The sequence below is a fragment of the Microcoleus sp. S13_B4 genome (genome assembly GCF_036700885.1).
GTDB lineage: Bacteria > Cyanobacteriota > Cyanobacteriia > Cyanobacteriales > Microcoleaceae > Microcoleus.
The window spans coordinates 86,744-105,328 of the sequence record NZ_JAUBPU010000016.1; the positions used below are offsets into that span (position 1 = coordinate 86,744).

General features: G+C 46.6%; 15 protein-coding genes and 1 pseudogene. 11 read left to right on the plus strand and 5 right to left on the minus strand.

Translation table 11 applies throughout. The features are described 5' to 3' along the window. The first annotated feature begins 110 nt into the window (after positions 1–110). Positions 111–830, plus strand: a complete 720-nt coding sequence (locus QT994_RS12155; RefSeq protein ID WP_333174762.1) for a PHP domain-containing protein — start codon at positions 111–113, stop codon at positions 828–830. A 348-nt stretch (positions 831–1,178) separates the two neighbouring features. Here the strand turns inward: QT994_RS12155 and QT994_RS12160 are convergent, their stop codons facing one another. Both QT994_RS12160 and QT994_RS12165 read right to left on the minus strand, forming a co-directional pair. Further along, positions 1,179–2,345 (minus strand): CO2 hydration protein, encoded by a 1,167-nt coding sequence (locus tag QT994_RS12160; protein WP_333174765.1) that lies wholly within the window; start codon positions 2,343–2,345, stop codon positions 1,179–1,181. A 283-nt stretch (positions 2,346–2,628) separates the two neighbouring features. Next, complete coding sequence (locus QT994_RS12165; RefSeq protein ID WP_333174768.1) at positions 2,629–4,143, minus strand: NADH-quinone oxidoreductase subunit M; 1,515 nt, start codon at positions 4,141–4,143, stop codon at positions 2,629–2,631. A 158-nt stretch (positions 4,144–4,301) separates the two neighbouring features. Between QT994_RS12165 and QT994_RS12170 the strand changes: the two genes are divergently transcribed. Continuing rightward, entirely contained in the window at positions 4,302–4,865 is a 564-nt protein-coding gene (locus QT994_RS12170; RefSeq protein WP_333174770.1) for a Uma2 family endonuclease, read from the plus strand. 162 nt (positions 4,866–5,027) lie between these two features. Here the strand turns inward: QT994_RS12170 and QT994_RS12175 are convergent, their stop codons facing one another. Then, entirely contained in the window at positions 5,028–6,902 is a 1,875-nt protein-coding gene (locus QT994_RS12175; protein WP_333174773.1) for an NAD(P)H-quinone oxidoreductase subunit F, read from the minus strand. A 624-nt stretch (positions 6,903–7,526) separates the two neighbouring features. Here QT994_RS12175 and QT994_RS12180 point away from each other — a divergent pair. The 8 genes from QT994_RS12180 (at position 7,527) to QT994_RS12215 (ending at position 16,721) form a co-directional block, all read left to right on the plus strand. Continuing rightward, on the plus strand, positions 7,527–7,838 hold the full coding sequence (locus QT994_RS12180; RefSeq protein ID WP_006635059.1) for a carbon dioxide-concentrating mechanism protein CcmK: 312 nt from the start codon (positions 7,527–7,529) through the stop codon (positions 7,836–7,838). A 96-nt stretch (positions 7,839–7,934) separates the two neighbouring features. Then, a complete protein-coding gene (locus QT994_RS12185) occupies positions 7,935–8,276 on the plus strand; it encodes a carbon dioxide-concentrating mechanism protein CcmK (RefSeq protein WP_006635058.1) in 342 nt (113 codons plus the stop codon). A gap of 254 nt (positions 8,277–8,530) precedes the next feature. Next, the gene (locus tag QT994_RS12190; RefSeq protein WP_172186882.1) at positions 8,531–8,836 is read left to right on the plus strand and encodes a EutN/CcmL family microcompartment protein; all 306 of its coding nucleotides are present in this window, start codon (positions 8,531–8,533) and stop codon (positions 8,834–8,836) included. 118 nt (positions 8,837–8,954) lie between these two features. Continuing rightward, complete coding sequence (locus tag QT994_RS12195; RefSeq protein ID WP_333174775.1) at positions 8,955–10,595, plus strand: ribulose bisphosphate carboxylase small subunit; 1,641 nt, start codon at positions 8,955–8,957, stop codon at positions 10,593–10,595. Between the two features lie 289 nt (positions 10,596–10,884). Then, positions 10,885–11,565, plus strand: coding sequence for a carbon dioxide concentrating mechanism protein (locus tag QT994_RS12200; protein WP_333174777.1), 681 nt, complete (start codon positions 10,885–10,887; stop codon positions 11,563–11,565). A 205-nt stretch (positions 11,566–11,770) separates the two neighbouring features. Next, positions 11,771–12,544 (plus strand): BMC domain-containing protein, encoded by a 774-nt coding sequence (locus QT994_RS12205; RefSeq protein ID WP_333045652.1) that lies wholly within the window; start codon positions 11,771–11,773, stop codon positions 12,542–12,544. Between the two features lie 453 nt (positions 12,545–12,997). Then, positions 12,998–14,038 (plus strand): tetratricopeptide repeat protein, encoded by a 1,041-nt coding sequence (locus tag QT994_RS12210; protein ID WP_333045650.1) that lies wholly within the window; start codon positions 12,998–13,000, stop codon positions 14,036–14,038. Between the two features lie 964 nt (positions 14,039–15,002). Continuing rightward, complete coding sequence (locus QT994_RS12215; protein ID WP_333045648.1) at positions 15,003–16,721, plus strand: ATP-binding protein; 1,719 nt, start codon at positions 15,003–15,005, stop codon at positions 16,719–16,721. A gap of 213 nt (positions 16,722–16,934) precedes the next feature. Here the strand turns inward: QT994_RS12215 and QT994_RS12220 are convergent, their stop codons facing one another. Next, positions 16,935–17,135 carry a hypothetical protein gene (locus tag QT994_RS12220; protein WP_333174780.1) on the minus strand — a complete coding sequence of 67 codons (201 nt, stop codon included), beginning with the start codon at positions 17,133–17,135 and terminating at the stop codon, positions 16,935–16,937. Positions 17,136–17,410: 275 nt separating this feature from the next. Between QT994_RS12220 and QT994_RS12225 the strand changes: the two genes are divergently transcribed. Continuing rightward, a complete protein-coding gene (locus QT994_RS12225; RefSeq protein WP_333174783.1) occupies positions 17,411–18,172 on the plus strand; it encodes an FkbM family methyltransferase in 762 nt (253 codons plus the stop codon). A 171-nt stretch (positions 18,173–18,343) separates the two neighbouring features. On the opposite strand, the pseudogene QT994_RS12230 reads toward QT994_RS12225, so the two are convergent. After that, positions 18,344–18,585, minus strand: a pseudogene (locus QT994_RS12230) (IS701 family transposase); the annotation flags it as partial.

An 18,585-nucleotide genomic window follows, 5' to 3' on the forward strand; every position in this document is an offset into this window, starting at 1 on the left:
CGCAAAAATCCGCCAGATGTTTCAATCCTACAGCCGACTATTGTCACAGGTGCAACATATCAATTTATTAGATATATTAAACAAGGTTAGTTTTTTCTATAATAACGCTTATGGCTGTCAATTTTGCTCCCTCCCCCGCTTCTAGTCTCAAACCAGAAGCCCAGAATATCTCAGCACTCAAACAAGTCTTCCAGACAATTGATGCCGATAGCTGTCCGGGTTCCTATAACTTTCATATGCACACAGTCCACTCCGACGGGCGATTACAGCCAGAGAACTTGATGGAACAAGCCATAGCCGGAGGTCTCAAAGGCTTAGCTATCACCGACCACCACAGCACCGAAGGCTACGTTAAAGCTCAAATTTGGCTGGATAATTGGAAATTAAACCATCCCGACAAAAATAGCGAAGCACCTAGTCTCTGGACAGGCGCTGAAATTAATGCCGAATTGCTCAACAATGAGGTACACATTCTCGGTTACGCCTTCAATCCGCAACATCCCAGCCTCAAACCATACCTACAAGGTAAAAGCACTGAAGGCACTTATTGTTATTCAGCAGCCAGGGTAGTTGAAGCTATTCATGAAGCAGGAGGTTTAGCAGTTCTCGCACATCCTTGCCGATATCGTTCTAGCGCAGATAAACTAATCCCAGAAGCAGCCAGTTTCGGCATTGATGGTGTAGAAACTTACTATGCTTACAGCAATCCCAATCCTTGGAAACCGAGTCCTAAACAAACTGCTTTAGTCAAAAATTTAGCAGAAACTTATGGTTTGCTGGGAACTTGTGGCACGGACTCTCACGGCCTGAGTCTTCTAGTCCGAATCTAGATAGTTCGGAAATAAGAAGTGCTTTATCCTGTCATTACCAGTCTAAGGGTTAGCGGATATATCTCTTATGAAAGCAATCACACTGAACCGAAAACAAACAGTTTATCAGGTCATATTATGTCCGCTAAAATGACTACCATAAAATTGTTTGGTAGTGAGGACTTCAGTCCTCATAAAAGTTTGTGGACTGAAGTTTTCACTACTTGCCTTATAACGGCTATTTGACGGGACGTGATATCATTTCGATCGCCAGGAGGAGCTTTCGCCCTCCAAAAGAAAGCAATTGCCAAACCAGGTAATATTTTTGTAACTCCGAGAGACCTTGCGCCCTAAAAACCAATCGCCCTTCTACCGTTCGGGGAACAACTGACAGGCCCTGTTAGTTTGCTGATTTGCCCAATCCAAGCGAGAATTTCCAAATCTATCCATCCAACCTTCTAAATAAGCTCGATTAGCCTTTTTTTCCTCTGGGTCGGAGGTATTCATTGGATGAGGTGCGAGACCCAAAATAGTCGCCGTCGTCACGCAAAACATCGACTTCTGAAAACTTTGGCAAATTTGCACCCGCAGATCGTCTTCACCCCGACAGCTAGTGCGATAAACTTCGTGCAAATACTCCGGCAAATAATGCCGCATATCTTGCATCAATTGAGTTGGCGGAATCCCTGCACCTCCAATAGGTAAAGGGTCAGCAAACAAAGCCCCGTAGGCAAATTCTCTTTGTTCTTCCGGGATTTGATGGGCTTGAGCGTTGTAGGAAACTGTGCCAAAAAACGCAGTGCCCCGAAAGAAAACAGCCTCTACATAAGGCACGGCTACATCTGGTAAAAATGTCAAATTAGCCGTCGCTGGCAGGATATCGTAGACTTGAGGGCCAATCTTGACGCTGTAGGTAATCGGTAGGCTGGCGGCGGCGACTAAACCGGCTTTGACAAAATCAACTACATCAGAAATAGACTTAGTTTCCCCTCGATCGTAGGAATCAGATAAGTCCATAAATAAATCGCTCATTACCCGCCAAAACTGACCGAGACCAGTGTAGTAAGCCAGCATCCGCACTTGTTCCGGCAAAAAATCAGGAAATGTTTTGTTGAGGCCCTGCATGAAAAAATTACCTTTCAATTTAGCCGCGATCGCCTTTTCGGCCAAACTGCTAAATTCCGGGGAATCCAAATAACTGTCCAAACCGCCGCCGCCGTGCCAAAGCATTGTTCTCATGCAATACTCAGCATACTCAAAATTAATGCGATCGTGCCACAAATAGCGAATTAGTTTGGGCCGAGTCACATCTCCGTTGAAATATTTAAAAAATGGAAAAAGCACTAAAAACTGTTCTTCTGCAATATAATTGAGATTGCGAGAATAGGCATCTAAAACAATACCATAACTTTTCAGCACCCCGACAACTTCAACCACATTTTCCGTAGAATCAGGCAGTAAAGCTTTGCCTGATTCCAAGAGGTCAATGTATGGGGCTAAGGGATGGGCAGACGGTTTTAATACTGTGCTTTTCATCGGGATTCAGCCTGAATTTAATAACTATTTTTTTACTCTTGATAGCTCTGATATTATATCATTTTTGGCAATAAGGGCTACCTCACCACACAAATGTTTACTTTTTTTTTATGTAAAAATACATACCCTACTGGACGCAATCTAGATCGAAGAAAGCAGGTTTTTTACGGTTTTTGCGGGGTACACTTGTTTGTAGTGAGTACGACCATCCTCAGAAGTTTATGATGACTTGCATTCCTCACTACAAACGAATTGGATTGCGATCGATCGACGGGGCATCCTATCAATCTAAATTGTGAGCAATCACTTTAACTTGCGGTGGCACATTAGCTACCAATCCGATCGCAGTTTTTTCGCTCAAAGCAACTAAAACTCCCGGCTGCACTCCCATGATGGCGATAATTATTGCTAAAATCAGCGAAGGGATGCGATCGCGCCAGCGGACTTGCGGCAAATTCACCACCACATCCGAAAGGCGGCCGAAAAAGGCGCGGTTGACCATAATTAAAAAGTAAACTGAAGTTAAACCAGTGCCGATCATGCAAAGCAAAGTTTGCACGGGAAACACTGGCAAACTGCCCCGAAACATCAAAAATTCAGCAATAAATCCAGCCAAACCCGGAATGCCGGCACTTGCCATCACGCCGAGGATCATTAAACTGCCAATCATCGGCAAACCGCGATCTGGATTGAATAAACCTTGGAGCACATCGATGTTGCGGGTGCCGGATTTTTTGTAAACAATGCCGACGGTTAAGAATAGTAGCGCCGAAATTAAGCCGTGGCTAACCATTTGCAAAACAGTTCCCAACGTACTAATCGGAGTAGCTGCAGCGCTAGCTAACAAAATGTAGCCCATGTGAGCGATCGAACTGTAAGCTACAATTTTTTTCATATCTTTTTGGGCGATCGCGCAACTCGCCCCGTAAAGCACACTCACCACAGCCCAACTCGCCAACCAAGGTGCCGCCACCGCCCACGCCTCGGGAAACAAACCCAAACCAAAGCGCAGCATCCCATAAGTCCCCAGCTTCAAAAGCACCCCCGCCAGCAGCACCGAAACCGGCGTCGAAGCTTCTACGTGAGCATCCGGCAGCCAAGTATGAAAAGGCACCAAGGGCATCTTAATACCAAAAGCCAGCAACACCCCTGCCAGCAAAACAATTTGCCTTACCAAAGGCAATGGCAATCCTCCTTGCAAATGCGATGCGCCCGCTGCACCAACCATATCGAAACTCGAAGCACCGCTAAGCCAACCAGTACCCAAGAAAGCAGCCAGCAGCACAATTCCCGAAAATGCAGTATAGATTAAAAACTTAGTAGCAGCATAACCCCGGCGCTCGCCTCCCCAAATCGCAATTAACAGGTAAAGCGGAATCAATTCTACCTCAAAAAACAGGAAAAACAGCAGCAAATTTTGAGATAAAAAAGCCCCTGTTACGCCGCCGGTAATTAACAGAATCAAAGAATAATAAAGTCGAGGTCTGCGGATCGACTCATCCGTAGCGTAAATAGCTACCCCTGTCAGCAGAGTATTTAAAATTACCAAAGGCAGACCCAAACCATCAACACCGAGATTGTAATTCAATCCCAAAACATCTATCCAAGGAATAAATTCCGAAAACTGTAACTCACTGGTACTGGCATCAAACTGAACTGCCAAAATCACCGAGAGAATAAAAGTTATACCCGCAATGGCGATCGCGACATTCCGAACTATTTTAGAACTCACTGAACCGGGCCAGAGCCCAATCAGGGCAGCAGCCAACATTGGTATCCAGATTAAAGCACTGAGCATCAATTAAAACTTTCCTTTGTTACACAGTATTTAGAGCTATATTTAACATTAACGCAAAGCAACTGAATAAAAAAGCGATCGGCGGATTTTCTTGTTAGCATAGATTCAAATGTCTCTGGAATGCTCCTATAACCTCAAGTCTTACAGATCTACAAGATTTGCAAATTAAATCCGGTTCTCCTTCCACCCGCCTCACCATTGCCGACTGGGAACAACTGCAAGCTATACTCTCGGAAGCACATCTAGACTACCAACTAGAACTGGTAGACGGAAAGATTATCGTTATGGGCCCATCAGACATTGTATCGAGCGAAATTGGAGCCGAGTTTGGCAGTCTTTTGCGTAACTGGGTCAAACCTCGCAAACTCGCACAAGTGTTTGACTCCAGCGGCGGGTTTATCCTTCCCAATTCCGAGCTCAGAGCACCCCATGTTTCGTTGGTGTTAGCGGCACGCCTCAAACAAAGTAAAAGGTATTTTGCCGAACTCGTTCCCCACTTAGTTGTAGAAATCAAATCTCAGTCCGATCTCCTCAAACCCCTCCGAGAAAAAATTTCATCATTCATCGAACTCGGAGCAAAAGTAGGAATATTAATCGACCCAGACAAGCGCACAATAACAATTTACACTCCCCAAGCAGAGCCAGTGGTATTGAGAGACGGCGACATGATTTCAATTCCCCAACTTTTGCCCGGTTGGGAAGTTGGGGTGACAGAATTGTAGCCGATCGAGTTTGAGTAAAACTAGATAAAAAAGCAGACAAACCCAGACTAAAATCATCTGCGTTCATCTGCGTTCATCCGCCCTTATCTGCGGTGAAAAATTAAATAACATCAGACAAAAAGCAGACAAACCCCGAAAAATTCATCTGCCAACCACTACAGTTTAAAACTGCCAAATAATCAACGCCAGCAACACAGCAACCCCCCCGGCAATAGTCAACACATAAAACTGCGACTGACCGGTGCCAGTGTACTTCAACCCTTCACCGCTGAAGATTGTGGCAAAACCGAACAAATTCACCGCCCCATCCACAACATACTTATCAGTCCAAGCGCTGATTTTAGAAATCAAAGCCACCGCCCAAACGACTGTCACGCGGTAAACTCGATCGATATAAAAGTCGTAAGCAAACAAATCCTGCAACGCCGGCACCGGCAGCCGTACCGGTCGAGGTAAAACCCCGTACCAATAAATCGCCACCCCAACCGCAACGCCAATCAACCCCGATAACAACAACAGTGGCGTATCCAGCGTCTTCAAAAGCAAATTTAAAGCATCAAAATCCCCCGTTTCCGCCCAAGGGCCCGTCCAACTAATTAATAGTTGCCACTGCTGCAACATCCAAGGCACCAACAGCCCCATCACCGTCAAAATTACCATCGGCAAAGCCATCGGCCAACCAACTTCGGGAGCTCTGCGAGTTTTCGGCTGCGGTTTTCCCACAAACACTAAACCGAATATGCGAGTTAAATTTAGCGCTGTCAAACAGTTAACTAAAAGCAGCACTATTACCAGCCACAAAGGCACCGTCCAAAAACCGTTAAGCCAGCGTCGCATCGCCCAAAAGTTGCCCAGCGGCAACAGCGCTACCATCCCCGCAGCGCCTACTAAATAAGCCGTAGTCGTGGCAGGCATCTTCGACCACAACCCACCCATTTCTGTTAAATCCTGAGTGTTAGTTGTGGTAATAATTGACCCTACGCTCATGAATAATAGGCCTTTGGCGATCGAGTGCGCGAACAGCAACAGCAAAGCAATGTCAACTTGATTTAGTCCCACGGCGATAAACACCAAACCCAAAGAGGCGCTGGTAGAATGCGATAGTGCTCTTTTGATGTCGATTTGGGCGATCGCCACCAAGGAAGCGCCAACAGCCGTCACCGCACCCAAAACCACCAGCACCGCATCCGTCACGGGCGACAGCGCTAAAACAGGCTGAAGTTTAATCAAAACATAAGCCCCAGCGCCCACAACTACCGTATTCCGCATAATCGAAGCCGGGTTGGGCCCTTCCATCGCCTCGTCGAGCCACAAATGGAATGGAAATTGAGCGCACTTGGCTGTAGGTGCGGCGATTAAAGCCAAACCTAAAAGAGTCGCCACTACAGGAGACAAAGTTGCAGTTTCAGCCCATATTTCCAAATCGGAAAAATTCAAACTTCCTGCTAAAGTTGAAAGCGTCACTACTCCCATCAGCAGTGGCACGTCTCCTACACGCTTTGTTAAAAACGCATCTCTAGCGGCTGTTACTACCAGCGGTTGAGCGTACCAAAACCCGACTAGCAAGTAAGTTGAAAGCGTCAGCACTTCCAACAAAGCGTAAGTTAGAAGCAGCGAGTCGCTAATGGCAATGCCGCTAATTGCTGCTTCAAAAAAACCCATCAGCCCAAAAAATCGAGCTAGCGCCCAGTCTTTTTCCATGTAGCCTAGAGCGTAAATTTGTGCTAGCAAACTCAGAACTGTAACTAACTCCATTGCTCCGACGCTGATGGTGGAGATTTCTATTGCAAAAGACAAATCTAAATCTGCTGCTTGCACCCAGTGCACGAGCAACTGTTGGGGCGGTTGACCCCAAGTCGCTGTAAAAATAACTGACCCGTGTATGAAAGCCAACACACTCATCAGCAAATTGAAGTAAGCCGCCGGTCTCGGCCCTGTTCTGCGAACTGTTCCCGTAGACCACGGCAAAGTTAAAATTGCGCCTATCAAGCCATATAAAGGTACCCACCAACAGGCTTGGAGGAGAAATTGAGTCATTTAATTTATCCCTTAAACTTGAAATTACTGGCTGCCTTTATACAAAAGCAGTTGCGCGCGATCGCGCGACACCCTAAAACTTTGACTAAAGCCGATCGTATAGTTGTGGCAAAATAATTTGCACCCAAGATTCACTATACATTAAAGCATCAAAACTGAGAATTATCTCCACACAAAATTACTTGCTGAGCAGACGAGGCACTCAAAGAAAAAAATGCCTGCCGATGGGCTAAGACTGCCTTTTTTGCCGATTTACCCGCGATCCCCCTTTTGGAATCCCCAAGTTTCTCGGCAGTGATCAGCTCCGGCTTTACATACCGAACTCTTCTTTATATGAGTATTATTACTTACTTTAATTCCTCTCGCCGTCGGTCTCTACCCCTCTTTATATTAAGATTATTAAATAAATATTAAATTATTTTAAGTAACATAAAAAATTTTAATTTTTGTTATTAAACATTATGATGTTAGTTTATATTGTCAAGGTGGACACCTTCCCCTATTCTTATAGGATAGGAAGGTTTACACTGCATTACTAAATAATGTGGGCCTCCCCGTCCAAATTTTTAGATTTCTCAAAGATTTGTAACGGTAATTTCGCTCATCCTCAAAGGAGATTCAAAAATGTCAATTGCCGTGGGAATGATTGAGACAAAAGGTTTTCCCGCTGTTGTGGAAGCTGCCGACGCTATGGTCAAAGCTGCCCGCGTTACCCTGGTGGGTTATGAAAAAATCGGCAGCGCTCGCGTCACCGTAATTGTGCGCGGCAACGTGTCGGAAGTCCAAGCCTCAGTCGCAGCAGGAGTGGAATCCGTCAAGCGGGTGAACGGCGGAGAAGTCGTCTCTACCCACATCATCGCTCGCCCCCACGAAAACCTAGAATACGTTCTGCCGATTCGATATACAGAAGCAGTAGAACAGTTCCGAGGCTACTAAGTTCTTAGCGCACAAAAGTTTCCTTAAAAGAAAATTTGTGCGATCGTCAAAAATTAACAGTTTAGTTCCCCCAATATTCAATCAGGAGTAAAACCAATGGCAATTGCAGTTGGCATGATCGAAACCCTAGGCTTCCCCGCAGTGGTAGAAGCCGCTGACGCGATGGTCAAAGCAGCCCGCGTCACCCTGGTAGGCTACGAAAAAATCGGTAGCGCTCGGGTTACGGTCATTGTAAGAGGAGATGTCTCGGAAGTGCAAGCTTCTGTCGCCGCCGGAGTAGAGTCAGTGAAGCGCGTTAACGGCGGACAAGTGATGTCCACCCACATTATCGCCCGCCCTCACGAAAACTTAGAGTACGTGCTGCCGATTCGCTACACCGAAGCTGTAGAACAGTTCCGCGAAGGCGTCAGTGGCATTCGTCCCCTCAACAGATCATAAGATAGGCGATCGGCTGTTAGGGGCGTTTGGTAATTAAAAATTAAAAATCGCGATGTTTTTGATTTAGCATTTTTAATTTTTAATTGAGGTGGGCATGGGATATTGGTTATTAGTCATGAGTCATTAGTCATGAGTCATTAGTTACTAGACGAAGCTCTAAAAGACGGACACCGGACATCGGACAGAGCTAATAAAAAAAACAAGTGACCCTGTAAAAATGACAATTACCAATTACCAATTACCAATTACCTAAAATGCAAATGGCCAAAGTTCTCGGCACAGTTGTCAGTACCCAAAAAGAGCCGACGCTGAGAGGATCGAAATTTCTCCTGCTGCAATTCATCGATGAGGAAGGTTCACCAGTTCCCGGCTATGAGGTAGCCGCTGACTGTGTGGGCGCTGGTATCGATGAATGGGTTTTAGTAACCCGAGGCAGCGCAGCCCGGATCGCGCCCGGCAGTGAAAACCGTCCGATCGATGCTCTAGTAGTAGGCATTATAGATACTGTCAATGTAGAAAATCGCCTCATTTACAGTAAAAAAGACGACCCGTACCGCTAGTTGCAACCGTTAGCAGTTAGCAGTTAGTCGAAAAATAACTAACAACTAGCAACTAACAACTAACAACTAACAACTAACAACTAACAAAAAGATTTTTCAACTTAGGAGAACTTAATTTATGGCAGTCCGCAACGTTGCGGCTCCCCCGACGCCTTGGTCGAAAAACTTGGCTGAGCCCAAAATTCACGATACCGCCTTCGTACATTCCTTTTCTAACATTATTGGGGATGTGCATATCGGTTCTAATGTGATGATTGCCCCCGGGACATCTATCCGCGCCGATGAAGGCACTCCTTTTTATATCGGATCAGGAAGCAACATTCAAGACGGAGTAGTGATTCACGGCCTAGAACAAGGCCGAGTCACAGGAGACGACGGCAAATCCTATTCTGTGTGGGTGGGGAAAAATACTTCCCTCACCCACATGAGTTTAATTCACGGCCCTGCCTACGTGGGCGACGATAGCTTTATCGGCTTTCGTTCTACGGTGTTCAATGCCAGAGTGGGCAACGGCTGCATTGTCATGATGCACGTACTAATTAAAGATGTGGAGATTCCCCCGGGTAAGTACGTACCTTCGGGAGCCATCATCACTAATCAGAAGCAAGCCGATCGCTTGCCTGACGTTCAAGATTCTGACGTTCAATTTGCGACCCATGTCATCGGCATCAATGACGCTCTGAGAACGGGTTATCGCTGCGCTGAGAACATCGCCTGTCTAGCACCAATTCGCAACGAGAAAAGTACAAACCCAAATATGAATCAAACCAAATATTCTACCCAGGCCGGCACCCAATTGAGTTCAACTCTTGCCGATAGCATCCGCAATTTACTAGCTCAAGGATACAGCGTGGGAGCCGAACACGCCGACGCACGCCGCTTCCGTACCGGTTCTTGGCGTACTTGCGGCCCGATTTCCTCAACTCGTGACTCAGAAGTGATCGCCGCTTTGTCAGCTTGCATGGCTGAACACCAAGGAGAATACGTCCGCTTGATCGGGATTGACACCAAAGCCAAACGCCGCGTACTAGAAGAAATCGTCCAAAGACCGGGAGAGAATAATGGCTCTAACGGTTCTAACGGTGCGAAAACTCACCAATCTAACGGTAAAGTTGCACAACAAGCTTCCCACCACAATAGCGGTTCCGTGTCAAGCGGAAAATTGAGTGCCGAAACAGTGGCTCAGGTTCGCGGCTTGCTAGCTCAAGGCTACAAGGTGGGGACGGAACACGCCGACGCGCGCCGCTTCCGCACCGGTTCTTGGCAAAGCGGAGCTTCGCTGCAAGTGAAAAACGAATCTGAGGCGATCGCCGCTTTGGAAGCTGTGATGAACGAGTATCCGGGCGAATACGTGCGCTTGATCGGGATTGACCCGAAAGCTAAGCGACGCATAGTTGAAGAAATTATTCAGCGTCCCGACGGCCCAGTTGCTCAATCGGCTAAGCCGGCAGCAACCTCGGGATACAAAGCAGCTTCGACTGGTTCGGCGAGCAGCGGAAGTTTGACCGGCAAGACGATCGACCAAATCCGCAACCTGCTTTCCCAAGGCTACAAAATTGGCACGGAACACGCCGACGCGCGCCGTTTCCGCACTGGTTCTTGGAGCAGTTGCGCCCCGATCTCATCCAACCGCGAATCCGAAGTGATTTCTGCCCTCGAAAGCTGTCTCAAAGAACACAGCGGCGAGTACGTCCGTTTGCTGGGTATCGACTCCAAGGCGAAGCGCCGGGTACTCGAAGAAATTATCCAACGACCTTAATTTGCCAGGTAATTAACTTGTTTCTCCCGTTAAGCCCTCGCACAGGTGCCCACGGGAGAAATCCAAGCGGATTGAAGTTGGATTTGAGATAGTTAAAAAGCTCAATTGAGAAGGGTTGGTCAAAATCTCGAATCTTCTGGAACTTTCTAGAAAACGTTAAAGCATCAAGCTTCTCAGTATTAGTAAATAATCGTTTCTTAGATTGACATGGTTAAATTTATTAGTCGAAAAAACCCATAATTTAAAGTCCTTTGATCTAAAAAAATCGCTCCTTTCATGGTGAAGTTGAATGTATTTATCGCCACTGCAATTAAGTAGCAACTCTCAGATTTTGATGAGTGGCGATGTAGTTGTGAATGAGGGTGCGGCGATCGCCCCTGGAGCAATCCTGCAAGCAGAGCCGGGTAGCCGAATCTCGATCGCCGCCGGTGCCTGTATCGGTATGGGAGTTATCCTTCACGCCCGTGAAGGTAATCTCGACATTGGGGCAGGCGTTATTCTGGGTGCAGGGGTGCTGGTGGTAGGTGCGGGAAGGATCGGGGAAAATGCCTGTATTGGCGCCGGGACGACCCTAATCAATCCTTGTATCGAAAAAATGCAAATTATGCCAGCAGGTTCTCTAATCGGAGATACCAGCCGCCAAGTCGCCGCAGAAGAAGCAACCGCAACAGCGCCAACAGCAGCGCCAACATCACCAGAAACCCCCGAAGTCACTACGCCACCAGTCGATCGACCCATCGAGCCGATCGAGCCGCCACAACCCGCCCAAACACCGCCTCAAACTGCGCCGGAGACTGCCCCAGATCCGCCGGAATCCACCGCCGCAGAGCCTCCCCAACCAGGGGAAACGCCAACTATTCTGTACGGTCAAGCTCACATCAATCGGCTGTTGGGGACGCTGTTTCCGCACCGCCAAGCTTTTAATCGCTCGGAGGAAAACGGCCAAACTCCATCGGGCGGTTCCGGGTAGCCATCATTTCGGCAAAAGGCAGCTATGCTGAAGGCAGAAAGATTAAATATAAATAGGTAATCTCATATTATTGGTAGCTCAGCAATTTGTAAGGCTTTGCCGCAGCAATCAGTGTCTTGTAGCTCGTGCAGTCTGTCTTCTCATCTGAGAAACTATAAACTATTAACAAATTTTTATTTTGGGAAGTTTCTAAGGGTAATAGAAGATGGACGGACAAACAGATCGTAACAGTCACGAAGAGCGATCGCAGCGCCAGGAATACTTCAAAGACACTGCTTTGGGTTTGGTATCCACCAAGAGTTTTCCGGCAATTGTGGGGACTGCTGACATGATGCTGAAGTCGGCAGGAGTAATTTTAGTAGGATACGAAAAAATTGGTTCCGGTCACTGTACGGCGATCGTCCGCGGCAGAATTTCGGATGTGCGTTTGGCTGTGGAAGCGGGAGCTCAAACGGCCGAACAGTTCGGGCAGTTTGTTTCTAAGTTGGTGATTCCTAGACCTTTGGCTAATTTGGAAGTGGTTTTGCCGATCGGCTTTCGGCTGACTGAACTTTCCGAAAGTGGCAATTATTCTCGGCTTAGCAATCAGGCGATCGGTTTGCTCGAAACCCGGGGATTTCCCGCAATGGTCGGTGCTTGCGATGCTATGCTCAAATCCGCAGACGTACACTTGGCAGCTTACGAGAAAATTGGCGCAGGTTTGTGCACGGCAATTATTCGGGGTGCAGTTGCAGATGTAGCAGTAGCCGTAGAAGCCGGGATGTACGAAGCTGAGCGAATTGGCGAGTTGAACGCCGTGATGGTAATTCCGAGGCCTTTGGAAGATTTGGAACAAACTTTACCGCTGGCGAGTTGCTGGATCGAACACCGTAAACCTGTGATGATGCCCGTCTCGGTTAAGGAAAAGGAACAAGAATTGATCGAACTTCCAGATTTGGAGAAATTGACTGTTTATGTGGAAGAGGAAATCAATCGGTAATTGGTAATTACGCAACAAAAGTTGGTAGAGACGTACTGCCGCAAATAATGAGACGAAGTTTGTCAAAAAAATATAGAGTTTACTCGGTAGGACTGCGGGCAACAATTTATACTGAATAGCGGTATCAAACTTAATTTGGCGATCGAGCCGATCGCCCCCGCATCAAGAGACACACAGCACCAAGTAAAACTAGACTTTTGATATCCAGTCGATCGTCGGGTAAACAATCGAACTGACTAATAAGTAAATCCAGCCGACGTGCAGAGCCTTTCAACAGGATTTAACTACTGTTAAAATAAACCAAAAATCCTGTTTAGGGTAGATTGCCGGGAATCATTTAAGACTTACTCTGACCGCAGGTGGATGCTCTTTCAACAGATTAACGGCTGTCGAACTCAAAACTGACTGCACAGGAATCAACCCCCAGCATCAAGCAATCCTGAAAGTTGACCTATGAACCTCAAACAATTTTACAAGCGCGGTTTGCACAGCGCCAAGAAAGGAAACTATGAAGCAGCACTTGAGGACTTCGCTCAGATACTGCAAGTCAATCCCGCCGATGCCAAAGCCTACAACAATCGTGGCTTGGTTTACTATTACATGAAAGACTACCAAAAAGCGATCGCAGACCTCAGCCAAGCCCTAGATATCAATCCTAATTTCTTCGAGGCTTACTTGAATCGAGGCAATGCTTGGCGTCATCTCGGAGAACACGAAAAAGCCATTGAAGATCTCAACTGCGCTTTGGCAAATAAGCCTAACAGCCACGCTATCTACAACAACCGGGGACTTGTACTTGCTAATTTAGGAAATTACGAAGAAGCAATAGAAGACTACAATCGAGCTCTATCTCTCAATTCCCACAATTATAAAACCTATTACAACCGGGGGCGCGCTTACTACCTTTTGGGAGAAAAAGAGGCTGCAACAGAAAACTTTAACGAAACGCTGCGGTTGAATCCAAAATATATCAAAGCTTACATAAATCGAGGTCTCTGTTACCACCAATTAGGAGACAATACGCAGGCGATCGCCGATTACAACACTGCACTCGGCATCGATCCACAAAATGTTTATGCCTATTATAACAGAGGTTGCGTTCGCTATAAATTAAAACAAATGCAGCTTGCAATTGAAGACTTTGACAAAGCAGTGGAACTAGAACCCAACTATGTTAAAGCTTATCTGAACCGGGGTTTAGCGCTGTATAAACTTGGAGATGTGACGGCAGCAAATAAGGATTTTTACCATGTAATGTGTATTAATGCTGAAGCTTATTTATACTACCAAGCCCAGCGTTGTACGCCTGATATTAATTCATACTTCAAGGAAGCGCCCCAGGTAGAACTTAATAATGCTGCCGAATACTACAACACAACATTAAATACGATGTCAACTTCCTTAAGTTCCGCAGCATTAAACGCGGTCTGGAATCAAGAAGATTTGGAGAACCGAGACTCGATTATCTGTGAAGGTGAATTTATTAATGATTGATTTAGGAATAAGGAAGAACAGGACTTACGAAATGAGTCAATTTTTACACTATCGGTACTTGTAAGATGTTGATGCGGTGGTTGCAATACTATGTTAATAAAAAATTAGAGCGGTAAAAAGAGAAGTAGAAGTGAAGTCAAAAAAGAAAGGGAAGCTCACAATTCAATGTGATGAAATGTGGTCATTTGTAGGTAATAAGGATAACAAGCAGTGGAAAGAGCTGGCAATTGAAGCATCAACTTTCATAAACTGTAGGAGTGTATATTGGCAAAAGAGAGCAAGCTGGCGCTCAAGGATTATGGGATTCTTGTGCGACCTGTTCCAGAGTCACTGTGCCGTAAGTTATACAGACTTTTGGAATGGATTCTGTGCGACAGGATGGAGAATCCAGGTTTCAATCGCCCGATTTTAATCGTGGATCAAAAAAATCTTTCGTTACCGAAAACCATCACTCCAGGCATGGGGTATTCTGAATTCTAAATTCTGTCTTCTGACTCCTTCTCATTTTTTCCGATCCAGGCATTTTCCCACTCTAAAGAAACATCTTTTTGCTGAGCTTTTTGAGGTGAGTCGTTGGGGTTTCACCTCACCCCCGGACAAACTGGTGACGCGAGCAGGAGGCGACCAACTGCCGCCGTTCCTCGTGGCGCATACACTGCTGCCTAACAAGGGCTATGATCCAGATCAGCGTGTGATTGACCGCCTCAATGCCGAGGGGGAGAGCGCCATGATTTGACAAAAGCCGCAATTGCAACACCCTGGAAACTTACGAGGCTCAATTGTACAAAGCCCGTCATTTGATTGAGAACTTTTTCCCCAAGCTCAAGCAGTATCAGGCAATCGCGACGCGCTATCACCCTAGGGCGGTGAACTTTCCCGCGTGCGATTCTTCGGGCTGCTGCGGTCATCTGGTTGAATTGATGACACCCCCTAAATTATTAACTTGACAGTGCCGTAAACTAATATGCCTGACCTCTTGAGCACCTTCTTTTCAACTAATTTCATTCCTCACGGGCATTGTTACCTCTGGAAACCGGGGTTAGTCTGGCTGCACATAACGTCCGATGCCTTGACTACCCTCGCTTATTACTCGGTGGCGGTTGCCATTGTTTACTTTACAAATGAACGTAAGGATCTGCCTACCCACACGGTGACGCTGCTGGTAGGTTTCTTTTTTATCTTTGCCTTATGTGGCACAACCCACCTGATCGAAGTAGTGACACTTTGGCACCCCATTTATTGGGTTTCAGGACTGATCAAAGCTGTCACTGGTGTTTGGTCTTTCTATACGTTCACCTTTTTACTGATTCCCTTAATTCCAGTGGCACTCGATACGCCCAGTCCAGCCCAACTCGCCCTTACAAACCAGGAACTAGAAGAGAGTCGCCACCGTATCCAGGCGATTAATCTGGAGCTAGAGCAACGGGTGCAGGAACGCACTGCCCAACTGGAAGCGTCTAATCGCACCAAAGACGAATTATTGAGCCGTGAACAAATAATTCGGGCAGAGGCAGAGGCCGCCAACCGTGCCAAGGATGAGTTTCTCTCGATTCTTTCTCATGAACTCAGAACTCCTCTTAACGCGATTTTAGGGTGGTCAACGATGTTACGGCTGAAAAACCTGAGTGAGGATAAGGTGGCGCGGGCTTTGGAGACGATCGAGCGAAACGCAAAGTCTCAAGCCCAGCTCATCGAAGATATCCTCGATGTTTCTCGCATCATCACGGGTAAACTGCGCCTCCGAGTCCGTCCTGTCAACCTCGTGCCGGTGATTGAATCGGCGATTGAGTCTGTACACTTGGCGGCTGAGGCAAAGTCAATTCGCCTGCAAAGCGTGCTCGATGCTGAAGTTGGCCCGCTCTTGGGGGATGCCGATAGGTTGCAGCAAGTTGTGTGGAATCTACTTTCTAACGCCCTCAAATTTACGCCTAAAGACGGGCGAGTCCAGATTGGTTTGCAGCGGGTTAATTCCCATGTTGAAATTACTGTCAGCGACACTGGAGCAGGTATCAGTTCGGACTTTCTACCGTTTGTCTTCGATCGCTTCAGCCAGCACGACAGCACGACTACTCGCAGTTATGGGGGGTTGGGTTTAGGGTTAGCCATTGTGCGTCAATTAGTTGAATTACATGGCGGGACTGTAACGGTAGTGAGTCCAGGGATAGGACAGGGGGCGACCTTTACAGTCAAACTGCCCGTGATGATTATCCATCTACCACCCAGCGATCTAGAGCCATTAAACTCACTCGTCGAGGCGAAGGGGATGTTTCAGGCCTCGCCAACCCTTGAAGGCTTACAAATCTTAGTGGTAGAGGACGAGGCTGACGCGCTAGAGTTGCTGAGCACCATTCTCGCAAAGTATGGTGCTGATGTCATGGCTGTTGCTTCGGTCAAGGAGGCCTTGACCATTATCGAAACCGCAACCGATCGCAGCCCCGATGTTTTAGTGAGCGATATTGGGATGCCGGATGAGGATGGCTACTCCCTGATCCGCAAGTTGCGTCAACTTGAAGCGCAGCGGGGCGGTAGGCTACCCGCGATCGCGCTGACGGCTTATGCCCGGAATGACGATCGTCAGCAGGCACTATTAGCAGGTTTTCAGATGCATTTAACCAAACCCGTAGATGCTGCCGAGTTAGTTGCGGTGGTGGCCAGCCTCACGGGACGTACAAGCAGGTGCTAAAACTCAGGTGTTCAAGAACAAATGTTGCGTTTGAGAATAATGGGCTTCTTGTCACCTTGGGGTGAAGGCTAGGGGTTGTGCCGAACCAAGCTTGTGGGTGTTGTCAGCAGGACAAACGTCTGTTAACTTGATTCATGTAACAAGTCTACTGTATCCAGGATAGGAACCACTCAGAGTGGTTATCGAGTAGAGCCTGTATGAGTGCTAGATTCTCTAGGGTGCGAATTTTGTCTTTTGGGGATTGCGGTCGGGAATTAGGGCGATCGCATTGTTTGCACGATCGAGCCAAGCATTCACTCCCGGGTCGGCGAATTTTTCCATCAACCGCTGGTTAATTTCCGACTCCGCAGCCCTGGGAAAGTGGAGCATTACTAACTCTTCAATTGTTGGGAGCAGTCTAGCGAACTTTAACATTTTGATTCCCGTGTTTGGGAGCGCATTGTGACATATATTAAAGCAGATTTACTTTCATTTTACTCTTCTCCTAAACCAAATAAACTCTCTGTACTAATATCTAGCGCCTTATCAAAAAAATCTAATCAGCCGGGTTTGTTGACTAAAAATCGGGCTTTTCAGATTTAACTGGCAGACATAAACCCGATTTATAAGCGGTGCTAAATGTTAGTAGCGACAGGCTTTTTCATCATATAACGTTATTATTAAATTAAAACAAATGTCAATTTCTCCCTATGCTTTTCCATAAACTTCAGCAACTCGTCCATCGTAAAATTAGAGCCCAAAAGTTAGGGATTACCTTTAACAGAGTTGCTAGCTTTCAATTGCCAGAACAATTAATTGTGCAAGGAAAACTCCATCCAGTAAACGTGCCTTCAGAGAAAGGCATGGACGGAGAATTTATAGAAGTGCTTTTAGACGACTGCTACGGAGTCGAGCAATTATCTGAATCACTGACGACAATTATTGATATTGGAGCCAATGTCGGGTTATTTCCGATTGCGGCGAGGAACAGGTTTCCCCAGGCGGTGATTCACGCCTACGAAGCTAATCCATACCTAGAAAATTATCTCAAACATCAATCTCAAATCGCAAATTTTACATATTTTATGGAAGCAGTAGGAGGCCGAGATGGTAAAGTAGTCCTCGACATTCGGGAAGTTTCGGGAAAAACCAGATCGACAGTTAGCGACAGCGGCGAAATACCAATGGTATCATTTCGCAGGGCGATCGAGCGAATTGGTGGTAGGGTCGATTTAGCCAAAGTAGACTGCGAAGGTGCAGAATGGCTGTTATTTGAAGATCGAGATACTTGGCAACTTGTGCAAAACCTTTCTTTAGAATATCACTTGTGGTTGGGTCACACTCACGCGGAAACCCGACAAATTATTGAAAACTTAGGATTTCGGATCGGAAAGCAAATACCAATCGATAAATGGTACGGCTTGATTTTAGCATCCCGAACCTGCAACCCTCAAGGATATAGCAGATGTTGAAGAAGGAAGTTCGGCAACGGATTCGCTTTCTTCTAAGGTAACGGATGTCAGAAAAAAGGTTAATTCTTCTTGTGGAGTTGTGGTGATAAGTCAAACTAATCAGAAAAGCCAGCTATAGCACTTATCAGAAAGATGAGGTATGATATAACTGAGATCTTGCACCATTCTCAATTAGCCATACTGCCAACCACTAACAGTGATGTCAAAACCCTGCTGACGAGCTAAACTCTGGGTGCGAGCGATATTAATTAACAGCCCCAAAACTACTAGAGAGGCCAATAAAGTTTCTCTCGCCAGTAGCGCCGCGTCTCCCCAATCTGGCAAGGTAGTTTTTCGCGATGCTAGATATGCCCAGAAGGCGAGAAAGTAGGCAATAAAAGATAATACTAGCCACCGATAAACTCCCAATAAAG

Excerpts from the sequence above, each read along its gene's own strand:
- QT994_RS12155 (WP_333174762.1), top strand. The coding sequence starts at position 111 with ATGGCTGTCAATTTTGCTCCCTCCCCCGCTTCTAGTCTCAAACCAGAA.
- QT994_RS12160 (WP_333174765.1), bottom strand. The coding sequence starts at position 2,345 with ATGAAAAGCACAGTATTAAAACCGTCTGCCCATCCCTTAGCCCCATAC.
- QT994_RS12165 (WP_333174768.1), bottom strand. The coding sequence starts at position 4,143 with ATGCTCAGTGCTTTAATCTGGATACCAATGTTGGCTGCTGCCCTGATT.
- QT994_RS12175 (WP_333174773.1), bottom strand. The coding sequence starts at position 6,902 with ATGACTCAATTTCTCCTCCAAGCCTGTTGGTGGGTACCTTTATATGGC.
- QT994_RS12180 (WP_006635059.1), top strand. The coding sequence starts at position 7,527 with ATGTCAATTGCCGTGGGAATGATTGAGACAAAAGGTTTTCCCGCTGTT.
- QT994_RS12185 (WP_006635058.1), top strand. The coding sequence starts at position 7,935 with ATGGCAATTGCAGTTGGCATGATCGAAACCCTAGGCTTCCCCGCAGTG.
- QT994_RS12190 (WP_172186882.1), top strand. The coding sequence starts at position 8,531 with ATGCAAATGGCCAAAGTTCTCGGCACAGTTGTCAGTACCCAAAAAGAG.
- QT994_RS12195 (WP_333174775.1), top strand. The coding sequence starts at position 8,955 with ATGGCAGTCCGCAACGTTGCGGCTCCCCCGACGCCTTGGTCGAAAAAC.
- QT994_RS12200 (WP_333174777.1), top strand. The coding sequence starts at position 10,885 with ATGTATTTATCGCCACTGCAATTAAGTAGCAACTCTCAGATTTTGATG.
- QT994_RS12205 (WP_333045652.1), top strand. The coding sequence starts at position 11,771 with ATGGACGGACAAACAGATCGTAACAGTCACGAAGAGCGATCGCAGCGC.
- QT994_RS12210 (WP_333045650.1), top strand. The coding sequence starts at position 12,998 with ATGAACCTCAAACAATTTTACAAGCGCGGTTTGCACAGCGCCAAGAAA.
- QT994_RS12215 (WP_333045648.1), top strand. The coding sequence starts at position 15,003 with ATGCCTGACCTCTTGAGCACCTTCTTTTCAACTAATTTCATTCCTCAC.
- QT994_RS12220 (WP_333174780.1), bottom strand. The coding sequence starts at position 17,135 with ATGTTAAAGTTCGCTAGACTGCTCCCAACAATTGAAGAGTTAGTAATG.
- QT994_RS12225 (WP_333174783.1), top strand. The coding sequence starts at position 17,411 with ATGCTTTTCCATAAACTTCAGCAACTCGTCCATCGTAAAATTAGAGCC.